Annotated in this window: 18 protein-coding genes and 2 pseudogenes; 18 read left to right on the plus strand and 2 right to left on the minus strand. The window is 36.6% G+C overall.

What is annotated here, in order from left to right; genetic code table 11:
- Positions 1-58 precede the first annotated feature (58 nt).
- The 3 genes from OMU_RS21875 to OMU_RS21885 all read left to right on the plus strand — a co-directional run bounded on the left by OMU_RS21875 (position 59) and on the right by OMU_RS21885 (position 2,555).
- Positions 59-493 carry a YwiB family protein gene (locus tag OMU_RS21875; protein ID WP_016182026.1) on the plus strand — a complete coding sequence of 145 codons (435 nt, stop codon included), beginning with the start codon at positions 59-61 and terminating at the stop codon, positions 491-493.
- A 73-nt stretch (positions 494-566) separates the two neighbouring features.
- Entirely contained in the window at positions 567-1,175 is a 609-nt protein-coding gene (gene rpoE, locus OMU_RS21880; protein WP_016182027.1) for a DNA-directed RNA polymerase subunit delta, read from the plus strand.
- Between the two features lie 120 nt (positions 1,176-1,295).
- Positions 1,296-2,555, plus strand: a complete 1,260-nt coding sequence (locus OMU_RS21885) for a cytochrome P450 (RefSeq protein WP_016182028.1) — start codon at positions 1,296-1,298, stop codon at positions 2,553-2,555.
- Positions 2,556-2,851: 296 nt separating this feature from the next.
- On the opposite strand, the gene OMU_RS21890 is transcribed toward OMU_RS21885, so the two are convergent.
- Entirely contained in the window at positions 2,852-3,274 is a 423-nt protein-coding gene (locus tag OMU_RS21890) for a hypothetical protein (RefSeq protein WP_016182029.1), read from the minus strand.
- Between the two features lie 155 nt (positions 3,275-3,429).
- Positions 3,430-3,726, minus strand: coding sequence for a hypothetical protein (locus OMU_RS21895; RefSeq protein ID WP_016182030.1), 297 nt, complete (start codon positions 3,724-3,726; stop codon positions 3,430-3,432).
- A 110-nt stretch (positions 3,727-3,836) separates the two neighbouring features.
- Between OMU_RS21895 and OMU_RS21900 the strand changes: the two genes are divergently transcribed.
- The 15 genes and pseudogenes from OMU_RS21900 (at position 3,837) to OMU_RS21985 (ending at position 17,799) form a co-directional block, all read left to right on the plus strand.
- On the plus strand, positions 3,837-4,034 hold the full coding sequence (locus OMU_RS21900; protein ID WP_016182031.1) for a hypothetical protein: 198 nt from the start codon (positions 3,837-3,839) through the stop codon (positions 4,032-4,034).
- 32 nt (positions 4,035-4,066) lie between these two features.
- Positions 4,067-4,276, plus strand: a complete 210-nt coding sequence (locus tag OMU_RS21905; protein WP_016182032.1) for a hypothetical protein — start codon at positions 4,067-4,069, stop codon at positions 4,274-4,276.
- Positions 4,277-5,750: 1,474 nt separating this feature from the next.
- Positions 5,751-7,067: an ISL3 family transposase gene (locus OMU_RS21920; protein ID WP_016182034.1), complete on the plus strand. Its 1,317-nt coding sequence runs from the start codon at positions 5,751-5,753 to the stop codon at positions 7,065-7,067.
- Positions 7,068-8,032: 965 nt separating this feature from the next.
- Complete coding sequence (tnpA, locus tag OMU_RS21925) at positions 8,033-8,515, plus strand: IS200/IS605 family transposase (protein ID WP_172481260.1); 483 nt, start codon at positions 8,033-8,035, stop codon at positions 8,513-8,515.
- A 176-nt stretch (positions 8,516-8,691) separates the two neighbouring features.
- Positions 8,692-9,042: a hypothetical protein gene (locus OMU_RS21930; protein ID WP_016182035.1), complete on the plus strand. Its 351-nt coding sequence runs from the start codon at positions 8,692-8,694 to the stop codon at positions 9,040-9,042.
- 2 nt (positions 9,043-9,044) lie between these two features.
- A complete protein-coding gene (locus OMU_RS21935; RefSeq protein WP_016182036.1) occupies positions 9,045-9,455 on the plus strand; it encodes a DUF961 family protein in 411 nt (136 codons plus the stop codon).
- Positions 9,456-9,543: 88 nt separating this feature from the next.
- Complete coding sequence (locus tag OMU_RS21940; RefSeq protein ID WP_225844273.1) at positions 9,544-10,722, plus strand: FtsK/SpoIIIE domain-containing protein; 1,179 nt, start codon at positions 9,544-9,546, stop codon at positions 10,720-10,722.
- 575 nt (positions 10,723-11,297) lie between these two features.
- A pseudogene (locus tag OMU_RS21945) lies at positions 11,298-12,497 on the plus strand (reverse transcriptase/maturase family protein); the annotation flags it as partial.
- Positions 12,498-12,605: 108 nt separating this feature from the next.
- A protein-coding gene (locus OMU_RS21955; protein ID WP_225844272.1) for an IS3 family transposase occupies positions 12,606-13,702 on the plus strand; the annotation gives its coding sequence in 2 pieces (ribosomal slippage) (positions 12,606-12,804 and positions 12,804-13,702; 1,098 coding nt in all).
- A 42-nt stretch (positions 13,703-13,744) separates the two neighbouring features.
- Positions 13,745-14,356: pseudogene (locus OMU_RS21960) on the plus strand (HNH endonuclease); the annotation flags it as partial.
- A 251-nt stretch (positions 14,357-14,607) separates the two neighbouring features.
- The gene (locus OMU_RS23800; protein WP_225844271.1) at positions 14,608-14,778 is read left to right on the plus strand and encodes a hypothetical protein; all 171 of its coding nucleotides are present in this window, start codon (positions 14,608-14,610) and stop codon (positions 14,776-14,778) included.
- A gap of 27 nt (positions 14,779-14,805) precedes the next feature.
- A complete protein-coding gene (locus OMU_RS21965) occupies positions 14,806-15,117 on the plus strand; it encodes a hypothetical protein (RefSeq protein WP_016182042.1) in 312 nt (103 codons plus the stop codon).
- Between the two features lie 396 nt (positions 15,118-15,513).
- On the plus strand, positions 15,514-16,764 hold the full coding sequence (locus OMU_RS21975) for a replication initiation factor domain-containing protein (RefSeq protein ID WP_016182043.1): 1,251 nt from the start codon (positions 15,514-15,516) through the stop codon (positions 16,762-16,764).
- Positions 16,754-17,302: a hypothetical protein gene (locus tag OMU_RS21980; protein WP_016182044.1), complete on the plus strand. Its 549-nt coding sequence runs from the start codon at positions 16,754-16,756 to the stop codon at positions 17,300-17,302. Before OMU_RS21975 ends, OMU_RS21980 begins: the two co-directional genes overlap by 11 nt.
- Positions 17,303-17,313: 11 nt before the next feature.
- Positions 17,314-17,799, plus strand: coding sequence for an antirestriction protein ArdA (locus OMU_RS21985; RefSeq protein ID WP_016182045.1), 486 nt, complete (start codon positions 17,314-17,316; stop codon positions 17,797-17,799).
- The last annotated feature ends 64 nt before the right edge of the window (positions 17,800-17,863 follow it).

A 17,863-nucleotide genomic window follows, 5' to 3' on the forward strand; every position in this document is an offset into this window, starting at 1 on the left:
AAAAGTGATAGATGCAAAAAAATAAGTACATGAAACAAAAAAAAGGAGTGGGAGCTCTGTGAATATCAATGAAGGTATTCCTGCCAAAATTAAGGTTCAAACAAAAGTTACTCAAAACAATGAAACAGAGGACTTTGTTTTCGATCTTCCTGGTCAAGTTGTTAAGATGGGAGACACGCTGTATATCCGTTACAAAGAGATTCAGCAAGATGGTCAAGAAGTTCCAGTTACGGTGAAAGTAATGCCGGATTCGCAGGTACAATTAATTCGTTCTGGTGAAACTCGAATGCGAATGCGCTTTGCCTATCGAGAGAAAATGGAAACCAGTTACAAGACACCATTTGGTATTTTTATGATCACGACCTATGCAAACAAAATGCACGTGAGTTTAAAGGATCGTCCATTTTCTGGTATCATCACGATCGATTACTCGCTTTTAATGAAAGATGAAAAAGTAGGCGACTATCAGATGGTGTTAGAATTTACCACCTAAGCATAAGAAAGGTTTGCTTTTTATCCTCTGTTTTTGTATGATAAGGAGTAGACTTTGAAAGGACGTGTCATACTTGGAACTTAGTATTTTTGATGGTTTGAACAAAGATGAATTATCAATGATTGAAGTGGCACACGCAATTCTGGAAGAACGCGCAGATGTAATGGATTTTTCGGATCTAGTAAATCAAATCCAAAACTATCTTGGCAAGTCAGACAGTGAGATTCGTGATGCATTAGCACAATTTTATACCGATTTGAATATTGATGGAAGTTTTATTTCTCTAGGAGATAATCGCTGGGGATTACGTTCATGGTACGCGATTGATTCGATTGATGAAGAAGTGAATCATGGCTTAGAGGATGAAGAAGAGGATGCTCCTCGTCGTAAGAAACGCAAAAAAGTCAATGCCTTTATCAATGACGATGAAGATGCGATCGACTACAATGACGACGATCCAGAAGATACAGATCTATTGGTAGACGATGAAGAAGATGAAATTGATGACGACGATGACGATGATGATGACGAAATCGCAGCATACAACTCTGATTTACAAGAAATCGGAGCGGATGCAAGCGAAGATGACGAAGAAGTCGTTCCAGGCGGAATCGAAGATGATCTAAGCGTGATTGATGATGACGACGATGATTTTGATGATGAAGAAGAGGATGAAGAATAGATCATAGCGATCTATTCTTTTTTTATTCAATTTTCCAGTGTTCACAAGCGCTTCCTTTGATTCTTTTCTATGAAACGCGATAGTATAAAATTAGAAAAAGAAGAACGGAAGTGGATTGTTATGGAAAAAGTACCGGAAATTAAAATCAAGCTAACAGATGTGACTGAGCGTTTAGACGAAGGCTATTTATTGCTTTCAGAATTACGCAAGGAGGCAAATGCTCCAGTTGTCAAAGCACGTCTTTTAAACAAAGAAGTGATTGCGATTTATGGAAAAGAAGCGGCCAAGAAGTTTTATGATCCGCGCAATTTCAAACGAGAAGGAGCAATGCCTAAAATTGTTTTAAAAACATTGTTTGGAGAAAATGGCGTTCAAACATTAGATGGTCAAGCGCATGAGCACAGAAAAACGATTTTTATGGATTTGATGACCCCAAAACGGATGGAGGAATATCATCGTATTCTTGATAAAAATTTGACACAAAAACTAGATCGGCAACAGGGGCAGTTTGAATTATTCGATTTGGCTAAGGATGTTCTATTCCGTTCGATTTGTGAGTGGGCAGGCATTGATTTATCTCAATTGACTAAGAAGGAAGTAGATCAATTAGCTGAATATCAGATTTCAATGATCAGCTCTGCTGTAACAAACCCTGCGACTCATATCAAAGGCATCGATAATCGTAAAAAATCAGAAAAATGGGCCCAATCATTAATCGAAAATGCACGAATCAATCCTGTTGCTGGAAAAGAAGATGTAGCTTTGTATGCTTTTGCTAAAGCGACAGATGATCATGGTGAATTATTACCGATTGATGTTGCTGCTGTTGAGTTGTTAAATGTGATTCGTCCAACTGTAGCCTTGACTGTTTGGATTGCTCTGATGGGGCATGCGTTATTCAGTCGACCAGATATTTACCAGCGTCTCCATGCAGAATTTGATCAGCTGCAGGATTCATTCATACAAGAAATGCGCCGATACTATCCCTTCTTCCCAATGCTACCAGCCTTTGCAATACAAGATGTGGAAGTTGACGGATACTTAATCCCTAAAGATAGCTGGGTCGTTCTTGATCTTTATGGAACAAACCACGACGATCGAATGATTGAAACGCCTGAAGTCTTTCGAATTTCCCGTTACCTAGGAAAAGAAAAACATATTTCTTATGATGAGGAGTATGAAATGATCGCTCAAGGCGGAGGAGAATTTAAAACAATGCATCGCTGTGCGGGAGAGTGGATTACGTTGCATACGTTAAGGGTCTTTTCTGATCAGCTAGTAAATAAATACCAGTTCTCGATACCAGAGCAGGACTGGAGCATTCCGATGAATCAATTTCCAACTTATCCGAAAAGCAAAGCACTGCTAATCAAAAAATAATCGATAGATCCTCTCTAACTAGGCTAAGCAGTCTAGTTAGAGAGGCTATTTTGCAGTTAAAAAAGATTATTTTTCTGCAATCAAATGTTTTATGTTTTGTTTAGCTGTTTGAATAATCGTTAAAACTCGTTGCTATTACAGAGTTTATACATTAAAAGAGGGCTGAAATAGATAAAATTGATAAGTATCTGTTAAAAAAGTATAGCGAAGGCTATGGAGATAGGAGATGTTAATGATTCTGTCACTGAGTTTACATAGGTTTTCAAAAAACTATATTTTATATGCAGTTTTATCTATCAAGTGAAGAATTTCAAAAAGGGAGCAAAAACTAATATGGGTAATAGACCTTTTAGTAAAAAATCACCAAAAATGGGTATTTGGTAGGAGTCCATTTGAACCCTTACTTTCCCTAATGCTTTAGTAGTATTCAAATCAAATATTTTTTCTTGATTTGAATAGTTACCGCAAGAAGGGCAAGAGAATTTATAAAGAGTTGTTTGATTTTTGGGACTAGATTTGTTAATACGTACAGCTCCCTTTATGATTTTTCGGACTTCGGGTCCTAATAAGGAATAGCTCTGATCACAAGAACTGCATCTAAAGATGTGTTTAGTATTCTCAGAATATGCTTGTTTATTAACCTTTATGAATAATTTTATTACTCTATAAAAAAAATTTATTGCTAATAGAGAAAATAGAAAAGTTCCGATGTAAACCATATTGCACTCCTTTGTATTTAATTACTAATAATAATTGTAATACGAAGAAATAGTGAAGGCAATATACAATAAGTTTGCTATAGGAGAAATTCAGGGAACAAAGCTCACTTACATGGAGCAATAGCGGAAAAATTACATAGCCTTAAAATAGTCAATTAAGCAGTAATTAGGAACATGAGAATAATCAAAAGGGTATAAATGAGCAGGCCCAATGGATTTCTCGGATTTATTGTTAAGCCATAGCCTATTGGTCTAGATACAAATAATTTTTTGGGCTCTTTGGGAACTAGAATTAAAACAAGGATGGCATTCATACTAAGAACCAAAGCTATGATAATACCAATGTAATTGATGTTCAAGTTTGCTAGTAAAGTGTTTTTTAAAGTGTAAAGAATGATAAGAATTATCGCTAATATACCCAATGCTATACCTAGTACTTTGTTATTACTCATTTAAAAACCTCCAATGACTACTCAACTTTAGGATAGAACTATTGTTTTTGTAAGTCAATACGAACTAGATTATCGGAGAAATTACTGGAAGGTGCAAAGGAGCGTGAAACATGGCTATTAAGACTGATGTGTTTAGCATATTAGACGCACGTATTGAAATATTGGAGCGTAAAGTAGAGTGGTTTGAGAAATTTGGAAATCGCAGTAAAACCAAAGAGGTACTAGAACATGTTATTGCTATTGAACGATTGTCTGAGTTAAAAAGCGTTAAATCATACCTTGAATACAGTGTGCATTGGCAGAACTGATGAGTTATTGGAGGACATAGAGGAGGAATATCATGGCATCTTTTGAAATTAATTGGGAAAGAAAGCAACAAGTTAGCATTGAAATTGAGGCTGAAACCGCTGAGGAAGCATACAACAAATGGAGCGAAGGAGATTACGGCACTATACCAGACGTAAATGATGAAGACATCATTGGAAATTATGTCGAAGTAGATGGGGAAACCTATTACCTGAATCGATTTGAAAAAGTAAAGTTCGGGTAACGACAACTATCGAGTAGAAAATTCCTGTAGCAAAGGGGTTTAAATTCGTTTTAAAATTCAATTTTTACGATTCCTTCTAATTGCCATAACGACATTAAGCACTACGATATACAACAGCAAAAACAAGATGGAACCAATACAAATGATTAGTACAGGAAGAATCGTTAAATCTCCGCCTGCTGAATCATAGCTACCCTGCAGACTTGTAGGTAACACGAGAGCTAAATTTAAGAACATCATGAAAAGGGTACTGCTAAGAATTGCAGTTAAATTCAATTTTAGAAAGAAATTCAGTTTATGAAACCTCTTGGAAGCAAATCTATATAGTAAATAGTGTATTGGGATGACACAAAAGGATAACAGGAATATTAGCATGACCATTAAATAAAAAACTCCTTTTCAGCATAGTATACCAAAAAACAAAAAAAGAGTTGAGAAGTTAATTCTGGTAACCACACCATTCAAAGAGGAAAAATTGGGGGAAATACAAAAAATCAAATCTAATGGCGGAGATATGGAAGTTCATTTCCCATTTCCACTTAAATATGGGCAATATAAATCCAATGGACGATAAAGGTAATTGCTAAAATAATTGCATCGGACAAGAAGATCGAAGCCAAAGGTAGAAAAATTCTTTTCCGTAAAGGTTTTACTACAAATGGCGACAAGGTAAATGAACATTATAGAACTATTGATATTTTGGATGATTTGTAAATTCAAGAGCTTCTTCAACTTTTAACTCAGCAGAAATAAATAATGCAGCAGCAGTAAGAAATTCTTTCATATCCTGTATGTTTTCATCATCATGGACTCCAACAAAATGTGTTTCATCATTTCCACTCCATACAGCAGCTTTCGCAATTGCTTGGATTTTAAGAAATTTTGATAAATTTTCGTTAATGACTTTTCCTAAAAAACTTATCTTTTACTACTTCTTCAGATTCAGAATCTTGATGAATCACATATTCTTTCTCTAGAGCGTCAGAAGGCAATACTCAGAAAAGGGTATTGGTCATTCGATGTTCCACGGGTCCGCGACTACAAGAAGTATTGGGCTGTTCAATTCATGATGGTGTCATTAGCGGACAAATCAAAAAATCGTGTTAATCGAAATATTCCTAGGGTTGAATTTGGACCGGGCGTATCTAATGTTATTCGCGCTTTACAAAAATTATTGAAGGTTACGCTTGACGGTAACTTCGGTTCGGATACCTATACTGATTTACAGAGAAGAATGGGAACGCTTCAAGACGGAGAAAATAGGATTGTGTTAAAGCGATGGAGCGTCGATTGAATGAAGGAAATAACTAAAAAATAGCCCTCGCTTCAGCGAGGACTGCGATCTTTATTTGGTTCTATAATATTTGGTGTTGTTACTCTTTTTGAGCGAGAACACCAAGTATTTTTTTATACAAAAAGACATTTGGTTGTCCTATAATTAAATCGCTGAACCCAATCATAGGAGGCGAACCAAATGTCCAGTATTAAGAATATCAAATATAAAGATAATTGCCTAGACAAAACCATCAAACAAATCCTAAATATTCACGATTCCAACATTACTTTTTCTAAAGACGCCGTTTCAAAAGAAAAAGTCCATGACAGAATGGCCACCGTCTTTACTGGTCGACTGAGCTATCCGTCTCCTCGATGTGAGTGTTGCGGCTACGACTCCGTCATCCATCATGGCTACAAAGATAGCTGGATTCAATTACTCCCTTATCAAGAGGTGTCTACCTATCTTCATCTCTATAAACAACGGTTTTATTGTAAACAGTGTCACCATACCTTTTCAGCTAAAACCTATTATGTCGCAGAAAACTGTTATCTCTCCCAAGCGCTCAAGTTTGCGATCGCTGTTGATTTAAAGAAGAAAATTTCGATGAAAGATATCGCTCAACGTTACTTGATTTCCGCTAAAACGGTCGAACGGGTCTTGGATTCTTTTTTTGAAGAACCACGACTGAAGCCCAATTACTTACCCAAACATCTATTGATTGATGAATTCAAAGGAACTAAGGACTGTCAGGGCGCCATGTGTTTTATTCTCAGTGACGCGGACACGGGGAAAATCTTTGATATTTTAGAGGATCGAAGAAGCTTCAAGCTGATCGCCTATTTCATGCGCTTTACTTATCACGCACGGAAAAACGTTTCTCATGTCGTGATGGATATGAATGCGGGCTATGATTCTGTGACAAAGGTCGTTTTCCCAAATGCTCGGATTTCCATTGATCGATTTCATGTGATCCAACAACTCAATCGTGCGTTTAACAAACAACGGATAAAAACCATGAATCACTTGAAAAAGAGCGACCCGCAAGCCATGAAAAAGTATCGCAAGCTTAAGAAATATTGGCGAACCATTCTGAAAAAAAATAGAAAAATCAATTATTCTTCGCTCAAACAATACCCGCTTTTCCAACGGAAATACCTGACGGAATCGGAAGTATTGGACTATTTATTATCGATTGACGAGCACTTACGGACAAGCTATGATGTGTATCAAAATTTGTTGGATGCCTTTGATACCAAAGATTATAAAGACTTTTACGAACGCATTGATCACTTACCCACGATGCTTGATCCAGCATTTAAAAAAGCGATTCTTTACTTAAACAAACACAAACAAGCGATTATCAATGCATTAAAATACCCCTATTCGAACGGAAAACTTGAAGGGAAGAATAACTTGATTAAAGTGATCAAGAGAGTGGCATTCGGTTTTAGAACCTTTCGCCACCTTCGTATGCGAATTCTAATTCAACAGAACATTTGCGACATTATTTGAACAAGAAAACAAAAAGAAAAAAGGAAACGCCGAAGCATTTCCTTTCAGTGATTTAATGAAAACAACACGATTTGACTTAGAGCCCTTTATTTTAGACTAATAGTAATATCATATTCTTTTTTGTTATTCCGGTAATCGTTTGATGCTGGATTATTGGCACACCATTTCAAACGAATTTCACTAACTTCTTTAATCTCTTGCATTTCGGGAATAACAAAATAAATTGATCCTTTTTTTTCACATTACTTAGAATATCACCGCTCATACTACCTCCAAGAAGTAGCTCTGCCGTAACTTGTCATAGTCAAACCACAAATCATCCACAAAATATTTGTAAATCAATGTATAGCATAAACCGCTGTGTTAAGCCATTTTGTATAAAATCGTTCTTTGATGTATACTGAAAACAGTTAAAAATACGCGCCCTGAGGGAATCGAACCCCCGTCTCAAGAACCGGAAAAATAGGAAATAATTTCAAAAAGGTTTAAATTGCTTTAATAGCAACACTTTTCTTACTACTTCGTTTTACCTGATTTCACTCAATTTGAATAGGTTTTAAACGAATGGTGGGGATTGAACTAAAAAATGCGAGTCAAAGTTGATTTACTATTTAATTAGAGTAGGTTATTTTAAAACCTTACTGTTATATGCTGAGTAACACTGTTTTAAAAACCTCGCTCATTTTATTTCTAAGCGCCTTTAACAACTATATAGCATTTTTTACCTTTATTGTGAATAAAAAGAGCTTAAATCGTCAAATGAAGCTATTAAAATTAAATATGATTATAACAGATCAAAGTCATTCAAAGAGAATGGCTTTTTTGTTATGGGCCTAGATGCCCAGTTTCGGACGAACTTTGTCCGAAACAAATAAACTACCCGCTATGCGGGTAGAGATAAGTGGTTTTACCACCAAAAATACCATTCCTTTACAATAAGAGTGTTCAGGCTCAAAAAGAAAGGAATGGTATTTTTGGCAAACAAAGCAAATAGCTTAGCGCATACAAAATGGATGTGTAAGTATCACATTGTTTTCACTCCAAAGTTTAGACGAAAAGTTATCTACAATCAAGTGAGAAAAGACTTGATAGAAATCTTTCAGCGGTTGTGTAAATACGAAAAAATAGAAATCATAGAAGGACATATGATGCCCGATCATGTTCATCTGTTGGTAAGCATCCCACCCAAAATCAGCGTATCAAGTTTCATGGGTTATTTGAAAGGAAAAAGTGCCTTGATGATCTTCGAGAAACATGCAAATTTGAGATATAAATATGGAAATCGAAAATTTTGGGCAGAAGGTTATTATGTAAGTACGGTGGGATTGAATGAAAAAACAATCGCAAAGTATATTCGAGAGCAGGAGCAACACGACCAAGCAGTTGATAAATTAAGCGTAAGAGAATATGAAGATCCGTTTTCAGATAGGAAGTATCGAAAAAAATAAACCAGTTTAACTGGTCGTGAAAGTGACAAAGACACTGAGCCTGAACAAGGTGAAGGGTAACGTCTTGAGGCGTAGTCATAGCAACAAGGGGTTTCACCCGCAGAGCAAACCACCCGTTTTCACGGGTGGTCATGATTTTTCCTACTAAATTAAAAAAATGGAAAGAAGGAAACAAATTGAAACTAACAAAGCTAAAAGTAAAAAAAGAATGGGTCGGAAGAGTCTTCATTCTAGGTACACAATTTAAAGAAGCTCCAAAAGAAGTGAATGGTGTTCTTGGTAGTTATGTAAAATTCTATGGGGATTCTGAAAAACATGGGGCTTTACCTATCGTGATCGATAAAAGTGCTGCGGTGTTGCCGGAAGGCGAAATTGAGGTTGATTTTGATGAAGCCTATTTGGTTCCCGATAAAGTTCGAATTTCAAGTCGGGAAACGAATGATGATGGGCGAATGATCAACTCGGTAAATGGCTATTTAGATTTCTCTCTTTATTTATCTAATGCAATAGTAAAGGAAGGTGTGTAACTATGGTTTTAAAATTTAAGGACAATAACAACATTACAGACGCTTTAGATGTTTCTAGTTTAGGAGCCATTCGCTTTAGTTCGCTGGAAGACCCAGTGCTTGGTTTTGATGATGAAACAAGACAAAGTACAGGTGAGATCACGAAAAAGAGAGCAGAACTAGTCTTTGGCGATAAAAAGAAAATATCAAGTCGAGTCACATTCCCACCAACTGCTGAAATCGAAATGTTTAAATGGCGTGAAGCGGTTGAATTAGTAAATCCAGAGTTCCATTTGACGTACATTGCGGCACAAGATGGGAACCGAGAATATTTTGAGTTAGATATTTATGCTGAGGGTTTGAAGAAAGCAACAGCTCAAAAAGCGGCCGCAATTTCCACTCAATCCGGCGAAAGTGATAAGAATAAAAAATAAGCAAAAGTCTGCCATTACTTCTAAAGATTAGGAAAGGAAAGGTGAAGATGTGAGAGGTCTATTCTCCTATAAAGGAAAGAGAATTCAATTGTATTATCGGTATCTAAATGTTTGGTACACGTTTTTCTTTTCGATCCCGACTTTAATTTTAGCAGTTTGGCTATGTTGGAGAAATTGGACAAACATTGTTTCGATGATCGATGGAAATCAAAAGGCTCTACCACAAATAATCATGTTAGGAATACTCGTGTCAGGGCTAGTATTTCTAACAATTGCAGCTTCTCTATTTTGTATGAAGCGATCTAAAGAAAGCGGTGGCTACTTTAGCAGACTTCAACGATGTCAATGGTTACTGAAATACTTGATTGAAAACAATTTGGTGGATACTAAAAAGATAAAAACTGAGACTGGTTCAAAAGAGCTGATCCAATTACCGAAGGTGTACTATCGAAAAAAGGATTCCTTGGATTGTTTTACCTTTGAACTTGGAGGAAAAAGCCATAAAGAATTTCTGATGATGGGTTCAGTATTGGAGGAACTATTTCTTGGTGATTTAGTTGAGATTGATCGTAAACCGATGCTAGTCACCTATAAATTGTTGCTGGATACCATTGAGCGTCGCTTATCTATTCGAGAGGTTAAGGCGGAGAATGGTTCGATTGAAATCATGGAAGGTGTCTCTTGGGAGTATGACAAGATGCCGAATATGCTTATAAGTGGAGGTATCGGAGGTGGGAAGACCTATTTCATTTATACGCTGATCAAGGTGTTTATGGAAATCGGTACGGTGAAAATTGCTGATCCAAAGAAATCAGATTTAGGAGTTCTAGCGGATTTGCCTGCGTTCAAGGGACATGTTGTGATGGAAAAAGAAGAAATTTTTCGCTTGCTGGAAGACAGCTTTGAAATGATGATCAAGCGCTACAAATACATGCGAGAACACGAAAATTATACAATGGGAAAAAATTATGCTTTCTATGACATGCCACCTTACGTTGTGATCATTGATGAATGGGCCGCATTTTTTAGTACTTTGGACTATAAAGAAACAGATCGTGTATTAAAAGTATTGATGCCGTTAATTCTTCAAGGTCGCCAAGCTGGAGTGTATATGATCATTGCCTTGCAACGGCCGGATGCACAAAGCTTGCCGAACGGTATTCGTGACAATCTACTCGCAAAAGTTTCATTGGGAAGACTATCTGAGCTTGGATATAAAATGACCTATGGGGTGCGCCCATACGGGCCTGTAATGATTGTGTGTTAACAACACACTAGAGAATAAGATACGAATTTTTACTGTATTAACAACCAACTTATCTGCAGAGGAAACCGAGCAGGGAGTGTAGCATGTTGGTAAAGCCGCAAGTTGGAAAACTATCTATCCACTACTGAGCTGGCAAGTTAAAAAATAAAAATAAGGATGAAAGCTATACTGCTTGAATGGTGGTCTGTCTGAGTCAGTCATCCCTACAACGAAAAGATAGTTAGATACGTTGTATGTTGTTAGATGTTATAGGTATCGTCCGAAGTCTGTAACATACGTATCTCTAACAACGAGAACTTCTATAAAGAAGAATACAGATGAAACCCACATCCGAAATTTTAGGTAGTTATTATTACAGGTGCTAAACGGGGATTGCCTAAGTTGGAATGCTCGTGAGAGCTATGTGCAACGCCAGGTCATGGTGATAAAGCTCAAGAGAAATCAAGAGCGATGGCACTGAATATTCAATAAGGTAACGGAGATTTCGTAGTAGTCTGAGCTAGGGAAAGCCTAGTACATGGCGAAGGAAATCAGCTTGTTTCGTTTAAATAATTAAGGAAGGAGCGTGAGGCTTCATGAGAAATCCAGAAGTTATTCTAAACAATCTAGCAAAGAAAACAAAGCAAAAAGACTATAAGTTTGAAAGAATCTATAGAAATCTATACAATCCAGAATTCTATATTATGGCTTATGGGAATATCGCTTCAAAAAGTGGCAACTTAACACCTGGTGTTTCTAACGAAACAATTGATGGCTTCAATCTGACAAAAATAGAAAAATTAATTGAATCGCTAAGATCAGAAAGCTATCAACCTAAACCAGTGAAACGTGTTTACATTCCAAAAAAGAATGGAAAGAAACGACCACTAGGTATCCCTACTTTTATAGACAAACTTCTTCAAGAAGTTATTCGCATGGTTTTGGAAGCCATTTATGAAGGAGAATTTAGTTCTTCCTCACATGGTTTTCGACCTAATAGAAGTTGCCATACTGCACTTGGAGACATATCCAATACATTTAACGGAAGTAAGTGGTTTATTGAGGGCGATATCTCGTCCTTCTTTGACAACATTGATCATCATATTCTCATTCAGCTATTGAGCAAAAAGATTAATGATGATCGATTTTTACGTCTAATATGGAAGTTTTTGCGTGTAGGCTATTTAGAAAATTGGAAATTCAATAAAACTTATAGTGGAACACCGCAAGGTGGAATTATTTCACCAATTCTATCAAATATTTACTTGAATGAACTAGATAAGTATATGGAAGAATATAAAGCATCATTTGAACTAGGTAAAAAACGGAGAAAAGATGAAAATTACAAACGTCTTGAATCGAAGATGTATTGGCTAAGGAAAAAACTAAAAAATGAGCAACTAACAAACACAGATAAACAAGTAATCACAGATCAGTTAAAGGCTATGCATACTCAATTAATACAACTACCTTATTCAGACAGTTTTGATGAAAATTATCGAAGAATCAAATATATACGCTATGCCGATGATTTTATCATTGGTCTGATAGGTTCAAAAAAAGATGCAGAAACCATCAAAAGTGATATACAACAATTCTTAAAAGAAAAATTGAAAATAGAACTTTCAATGGAAAAAACATTGATTACTCATTCTGGAAAGTTTGCAAAATTTTTAGGTTATCACGTAGTCGTAACTAGAGATAAAGCAGTCAAGAGAGATAAAAACGGTATAAAGAAACGTTATTACTCCTACAAATGTAAACTCTATATCCCTAAAGAAACATGGATTAACAAGTGGTGTTAGTATCAAATCTTAGACAACTTTTCGTGGAGACAGAAATAAATTAAACTTATCTACGAGAGGATGAATTTTATGAACCGATACGAAGAAAATTTCAAATAGATGATTGTTGATCTGAATCAAACTGGACGTTCTGTTCGAGGGCTAGCGAAAGAATATGGCTTATCTGAAGCAACGATTTACAAATGGAAGAATTTATATTTACCTAATCAGTCCACAGGACTGACTGGAAAAGAAGTGGCTGAATTGAGAAAAGAAAATGCTCGTTTAAAAGAGGAACTTGAAATCTTAAAAAAAGCCGCAGCCATATTCTCTCGAAAGACCTAAATTCGCTTGTTCAATTTATAGAAAAATGGTGTAAGGATTACACTGTTTCTTTGTTGTGTCGGTTATTAGAAATTCCCAGAAGTGTCTATTATTTCTATAAAAATAAACCTTTAACTGCTACGCAAATAAAAAATAATTTCTTGAAACGGAAAATTACTGATATCTTTTTTGAAAACAAACAGCGATATGGTGCGACAAAAATCTATCATGTATTGCTCAAAGAAAACATTTCAGTTTCACTTAGACACGTACAAAAACTAATGCGACAACTGAGTTTACGTTCTATTACTATTAGAAAATACAAACCACAAAGTAATAAACAAGCAGTGGTATCCAGAGTAAATATCTTAAACCAAGATTTTTCTACTAAAACGATTTGTGAAAAATGGGTGGCTGATATCACTTACATTCCTACCAAGAAAAATAGTTGGTGCTACTTGTCTTCAATCATGGATTTACATACTAAAAAAATTATTAGCTATACATTTTCAAAACGAATGACTGTAGATTGTGTGATCCAAACATTGAATAAAGCAAAAAAGCATTATCCCATTCCAGAAGGAATGATTCTACACACTGATTTAGGCAGCCAATATACAGCAATTGACGTGGAAAACTGGCTTAAATCCAACAAAATAAGACATTCCTATAGCCGAAAAGGAACGCCTTATGATAATGCGGGAATCGAATCTTTCCATGCCTCATTGAAAAAAGAAGAAGTATATACGACTACTTACTCAGATTTTGAAGAAGCAAATCGGTCGTTATTTAGCTACATTGAAGGATTCTATAATCGAAATCGAATCCATAGTTCGATTGGTTATCTAACTCCACAGGAGTTTGAAGATCTGTCAAGAGAGGAAATGGCATAGCCGTCTCTACTAAAATTTGTCCAAGATATTGACTCAAATCCAAAGTTAAAAGAATTGGGGACAGTTACAATACGGCAAGATGGGTCATGGATGCCAAGGCATCGAACAGCGCTCATCTATTTAAGTGATATTGAAATTTTAAGTACTTACAATGCGGAAATCCGTGGGATTTACAACTATTTTTGTCTAGCTAGTAATACAAATGTGCTGAATTCGTTCATGTACGTAATGCGCTACAGCTTATTTAAAACATTAGCTGCAAAGTATCAATCGTCTATCGCTAAAATTCTTAGAAAATATAAGCAAAATGGCGAGTTCGTAATTCCCTATGAAACGAAACATGGAACAAACTATCGTTTGTTATATAATGAAGGACTTCCCCAAAAGAAATTAACGAATAAATCTTCAAAAATCGATAGCCTTCCGGATACGATTATTTACAAGGCCCGAACAGAATTGACACAACGACTTTTAGCTAATAAATGCGAGTGGTGTGGAAATGGTAAAGGTCGGATGGAAGTCCATCATGTGAAGAAGGTAAAAAATCTAAAAGGGAAAAGACAATGGGAACAAGTAATGATAGCTAGAAGAAGAAAAACATTGGTGCTTTGCCATGAATGTCACGTGAAATTACACGCTGGCAAGCTAGACTAAACAAGTGGAAAGCCGTATACATTGAGAGGTGTACGTACGGTTTGGAGGGGAGTATTTGGAGACCTACTATAGAAATATAGCAAGGCGCTGGGTGCTTACCCTACGACGACAACAAAAATAAAAGTTTTGTTAATAAGTCGGGAGTTGGCCGAGGATATTTAGATATTGGGAAAGGGATTCCTCAAGAGTTATACAGTCCCTTTGTTCCATCGGATTTTGATTTTTTAGAAGAGTTTGCCAAATTTGATCACATGATCGAACTGGATTTTGAAGCCATTCGGATTACTGGAAAAGATCGAGAAATGATGGATGAATACCATAGTGTGAATGATGAAATGCAACTCAGAAAAATGGTTTCGGAAGAATACCAACGAAAACGGCAAGAGAAGTTGAATGAAGCAGGTGATATTACTATCGAGTAATCTTTTAAGCGAGTGAGGTGATGACATGTGAGTGAAAAGTATTATCGAGTACGGACGGCCGCAAAGTTGATTGACTTGGAATTCTCTTCAAGGACACTGTATTCGTGGATCGCAAAAATTGAAAAACGGACTACTTATCGTTTCTTACGAAAGGATATTTTGAGGAATGGGATTCCTGTGAGTCAAATTTTACTGACAGAAGAAGATATTTTATTGTTGAAAAAGCTTTATCGGTTGAGAAATGGGGAGAGGAAAGAGTTAACGGCTGCGATTTTCGCCACCTTTTTGTCACCGGAAGAGCTTGCAGAACGATTAATGATTGAAGAAAACATTTTATAAAAAAAGATCCACTGTAGATACTGGAGGGGGAACTATGCCCGCATAGCCATGCACTCAGTAGAGCGTGGCGTTTGCACTGGCAGCGGCGCCAGCCGCGTATGGCAAGGGCAAACGCACACGCCAAGTGTGTGCGTGGATGGTTTAGGGCAGGCGCTTGCGCCTGCCCTAAACCGTTACCCCCCAGTATCTAATAGGGGGGGTAGAAATAAAATAACGAAACAAAAAAAGCTCAATGAAGAGCGCTATGGCAAGCTTCATCGAAGATGAACGTTTGTGTCCTTTTTAACGATTTTGAAGGGACACAAAAATGAGAAATCAACCATACCAAGGGGTTTATGACTCTTTTTGAAGAGACAAAAAAAGTAGATTTCGTTATTTAATTGAGGTGTAGGGAAATTGGAGCCTAAAGAACTGCGAAATTATCGATACAAATTTGGGTTATCCAATGCGAAGACTGGAAAACAAAAACCAGTCTCTCAACGAAAATTTGCACAAATACTGGACATCTCTTTGTCCTATTACAAAAAAATGGAACAAGGCAAGCGCTCGATTCCGGAAGAGGTGAAACAAAAGCTCGAAGAGTATTTTCGTGTCTACATGAAACATGGGATAGAAATGCGAGTCATGATTGATTATTTGCGTTTGTCTTTTTTTGATGCAGCACCTAAAGATATTATCCAGCGAGTGTTAGGCATGGATGAGTTAGAGTTTGAAACCCGTTCAACAGGACTCTACATGTTTGACCAAGTATCTGTACGAGGGAATATCTGGGTGTTTTGGCATACAAAGGAAACAACGAAAAATGTACTGATTCAATTCTCAGGGCAAGGTTGTCGTGAGTACGAAATGGTATTGAATGAACGAAAAACAGACTGGCAGGAATACTTATTGAACCTTTGGCAAAAACAAGGAATGCTAGAAAGTTGTTATAGCCGTGTGCAATGCAGCAGAATTGATATTGCTATTGATGAAATGTGGATGCGAGAAGATGAAGAATACTTTGATTTGTTTTCCATTTTGGAAAAGGAACACAAAGGATTGATCGAAGACAGTTTTAAATTATTTGAAAACTATGGTGGATACTATACGGAATCAGGGGTAGCTAGAAACAAAGGACTATCCCTTTATTTTGGTTCAAGAAAATCACCAATGTTCTTCAACTTCTATGAAAAACGGTATGAGATTGCCAATCGTGAGCGGATTTCTGTAGAAGATGCCTTACTAAAATACGGTATCTACAATCGCTACGAATTGCGTTGTGCTGCGGAAAAAGCAACCGAGATTATTGATCGCTTTATTACCGGAACGAACTTAGGTGAGATCGGTGCGGGATTGATCAACGATAAATTAACGGTTTATGACTTGCTTGATTCAGAATCAAGAATTGTGAATGAGCGTTGGGCTAAAATGTTTCGAACCGTCAAAGAGTTGAATTTTTCCATGAAGGCAGAAAAGTTTTCAATCGAACGGGCGGAACGTTGGTTTGAGACCCAAGTAGCGCCCACACTAAAGCTGCTAAAAATTGTCGATGAACTTTCCGGCAGAGATTTTGTGAATGCGACGATTGAAAATGTTGAATTGAGTGAAGACAAAGAAAGCTATCTTACTTGGTTTCAATCATCAGGAGGTGATTTAGTTGGAGGATAACAAGGACTACCTCTTTTCAGGAATCAATCATTGTCAGAAAAAAATCGAAGCAATTGATCAACGTATTCGAGCGTTGAGTGTCTTCAATTATTCGATGGATTTGATTGAACGAATTCTCGAACGTGGTGAATTTCAGGATGACCCGGCATGGCAAGAAATTGCACGACTGCTGGAGGTAAGGAAAAGTTATGAACTCAAATTGGAGGAGTTAAATTGGCAAGTAAAACCAAGCAATTTGAGCCAGATTGAATTTTATTCTTTTTGCGTTCCGAAAAAAGCTTTGATAGCGGTGAAGGTAGGTGTGAAGCCATTACGAGTTTACTCAAACTGTGTAGCCGAAGTATATAACCAGCAGGTAGGATTTATTCTTTTGTCTGTTGATGAAGTTCAAAAAGTATTGAGACAATCCATTTGTGAAGAAACAAAACTTGCAGTGACTGAGGAAATTATCCAAAAAGAGTTACTTGATCTTGGTCGTTACGCTAACGAACCCTTTTATCAAGGATCGGTTTTACTAATAGAAAATATATTTGTTTAGGAGTGTGTCTGATGGAAGCACAAATATATATAGCTAATTTGTCTAAATATGTCAGTGGAACTATTCAAGGCGGCTGGTTTGACCTACCAGTGGACTACTCTGATATTGTCACAAAACTAGGTCTAAATGAATCCGAAGAGGAAACCATTATTTTGGATTCGGATACGCCATTTACTGTGAGTCAATACGATAGTTTGGATCGTTTAAATGAATTGTATGAACAATATTCGGAATTACCCAGTGCGGTACGAGATCATGCCAAAGAATTAATCGGAGATTTATTTGATTCAGAAGAGGATTTATTAGAAAATGCTGACAATGTGACTTTCATATCCGAGGTTGATACAGATAAAAAGTTGGGCGAGTATTGGATAGATCAGGGATTCATTACTGTACCAAGTGAATTACGTTGGTATGTTGATGAAGAGTTAATTGGACGAGATACTCGATTAGATGGGCAATTTCTTTATGTCGCAGGAGGCTGTTTCATGAAATAGCTCTTCTTTTGTTAGAAAGGTGTTTCTCATACGATGGAGTTGATCAAATATGCAGGTTCCTTTC

This window comes from Enterococcus avium ATCC 14025 (assembly GCF_000406965.1).
GTDB classification, from domain to species: domain Bacteria; phylum Bacillota; class Bacilli; order Lactobacillales; family Enterococcaceae; genus Enterococcus_A; species Enterococcus_A avium.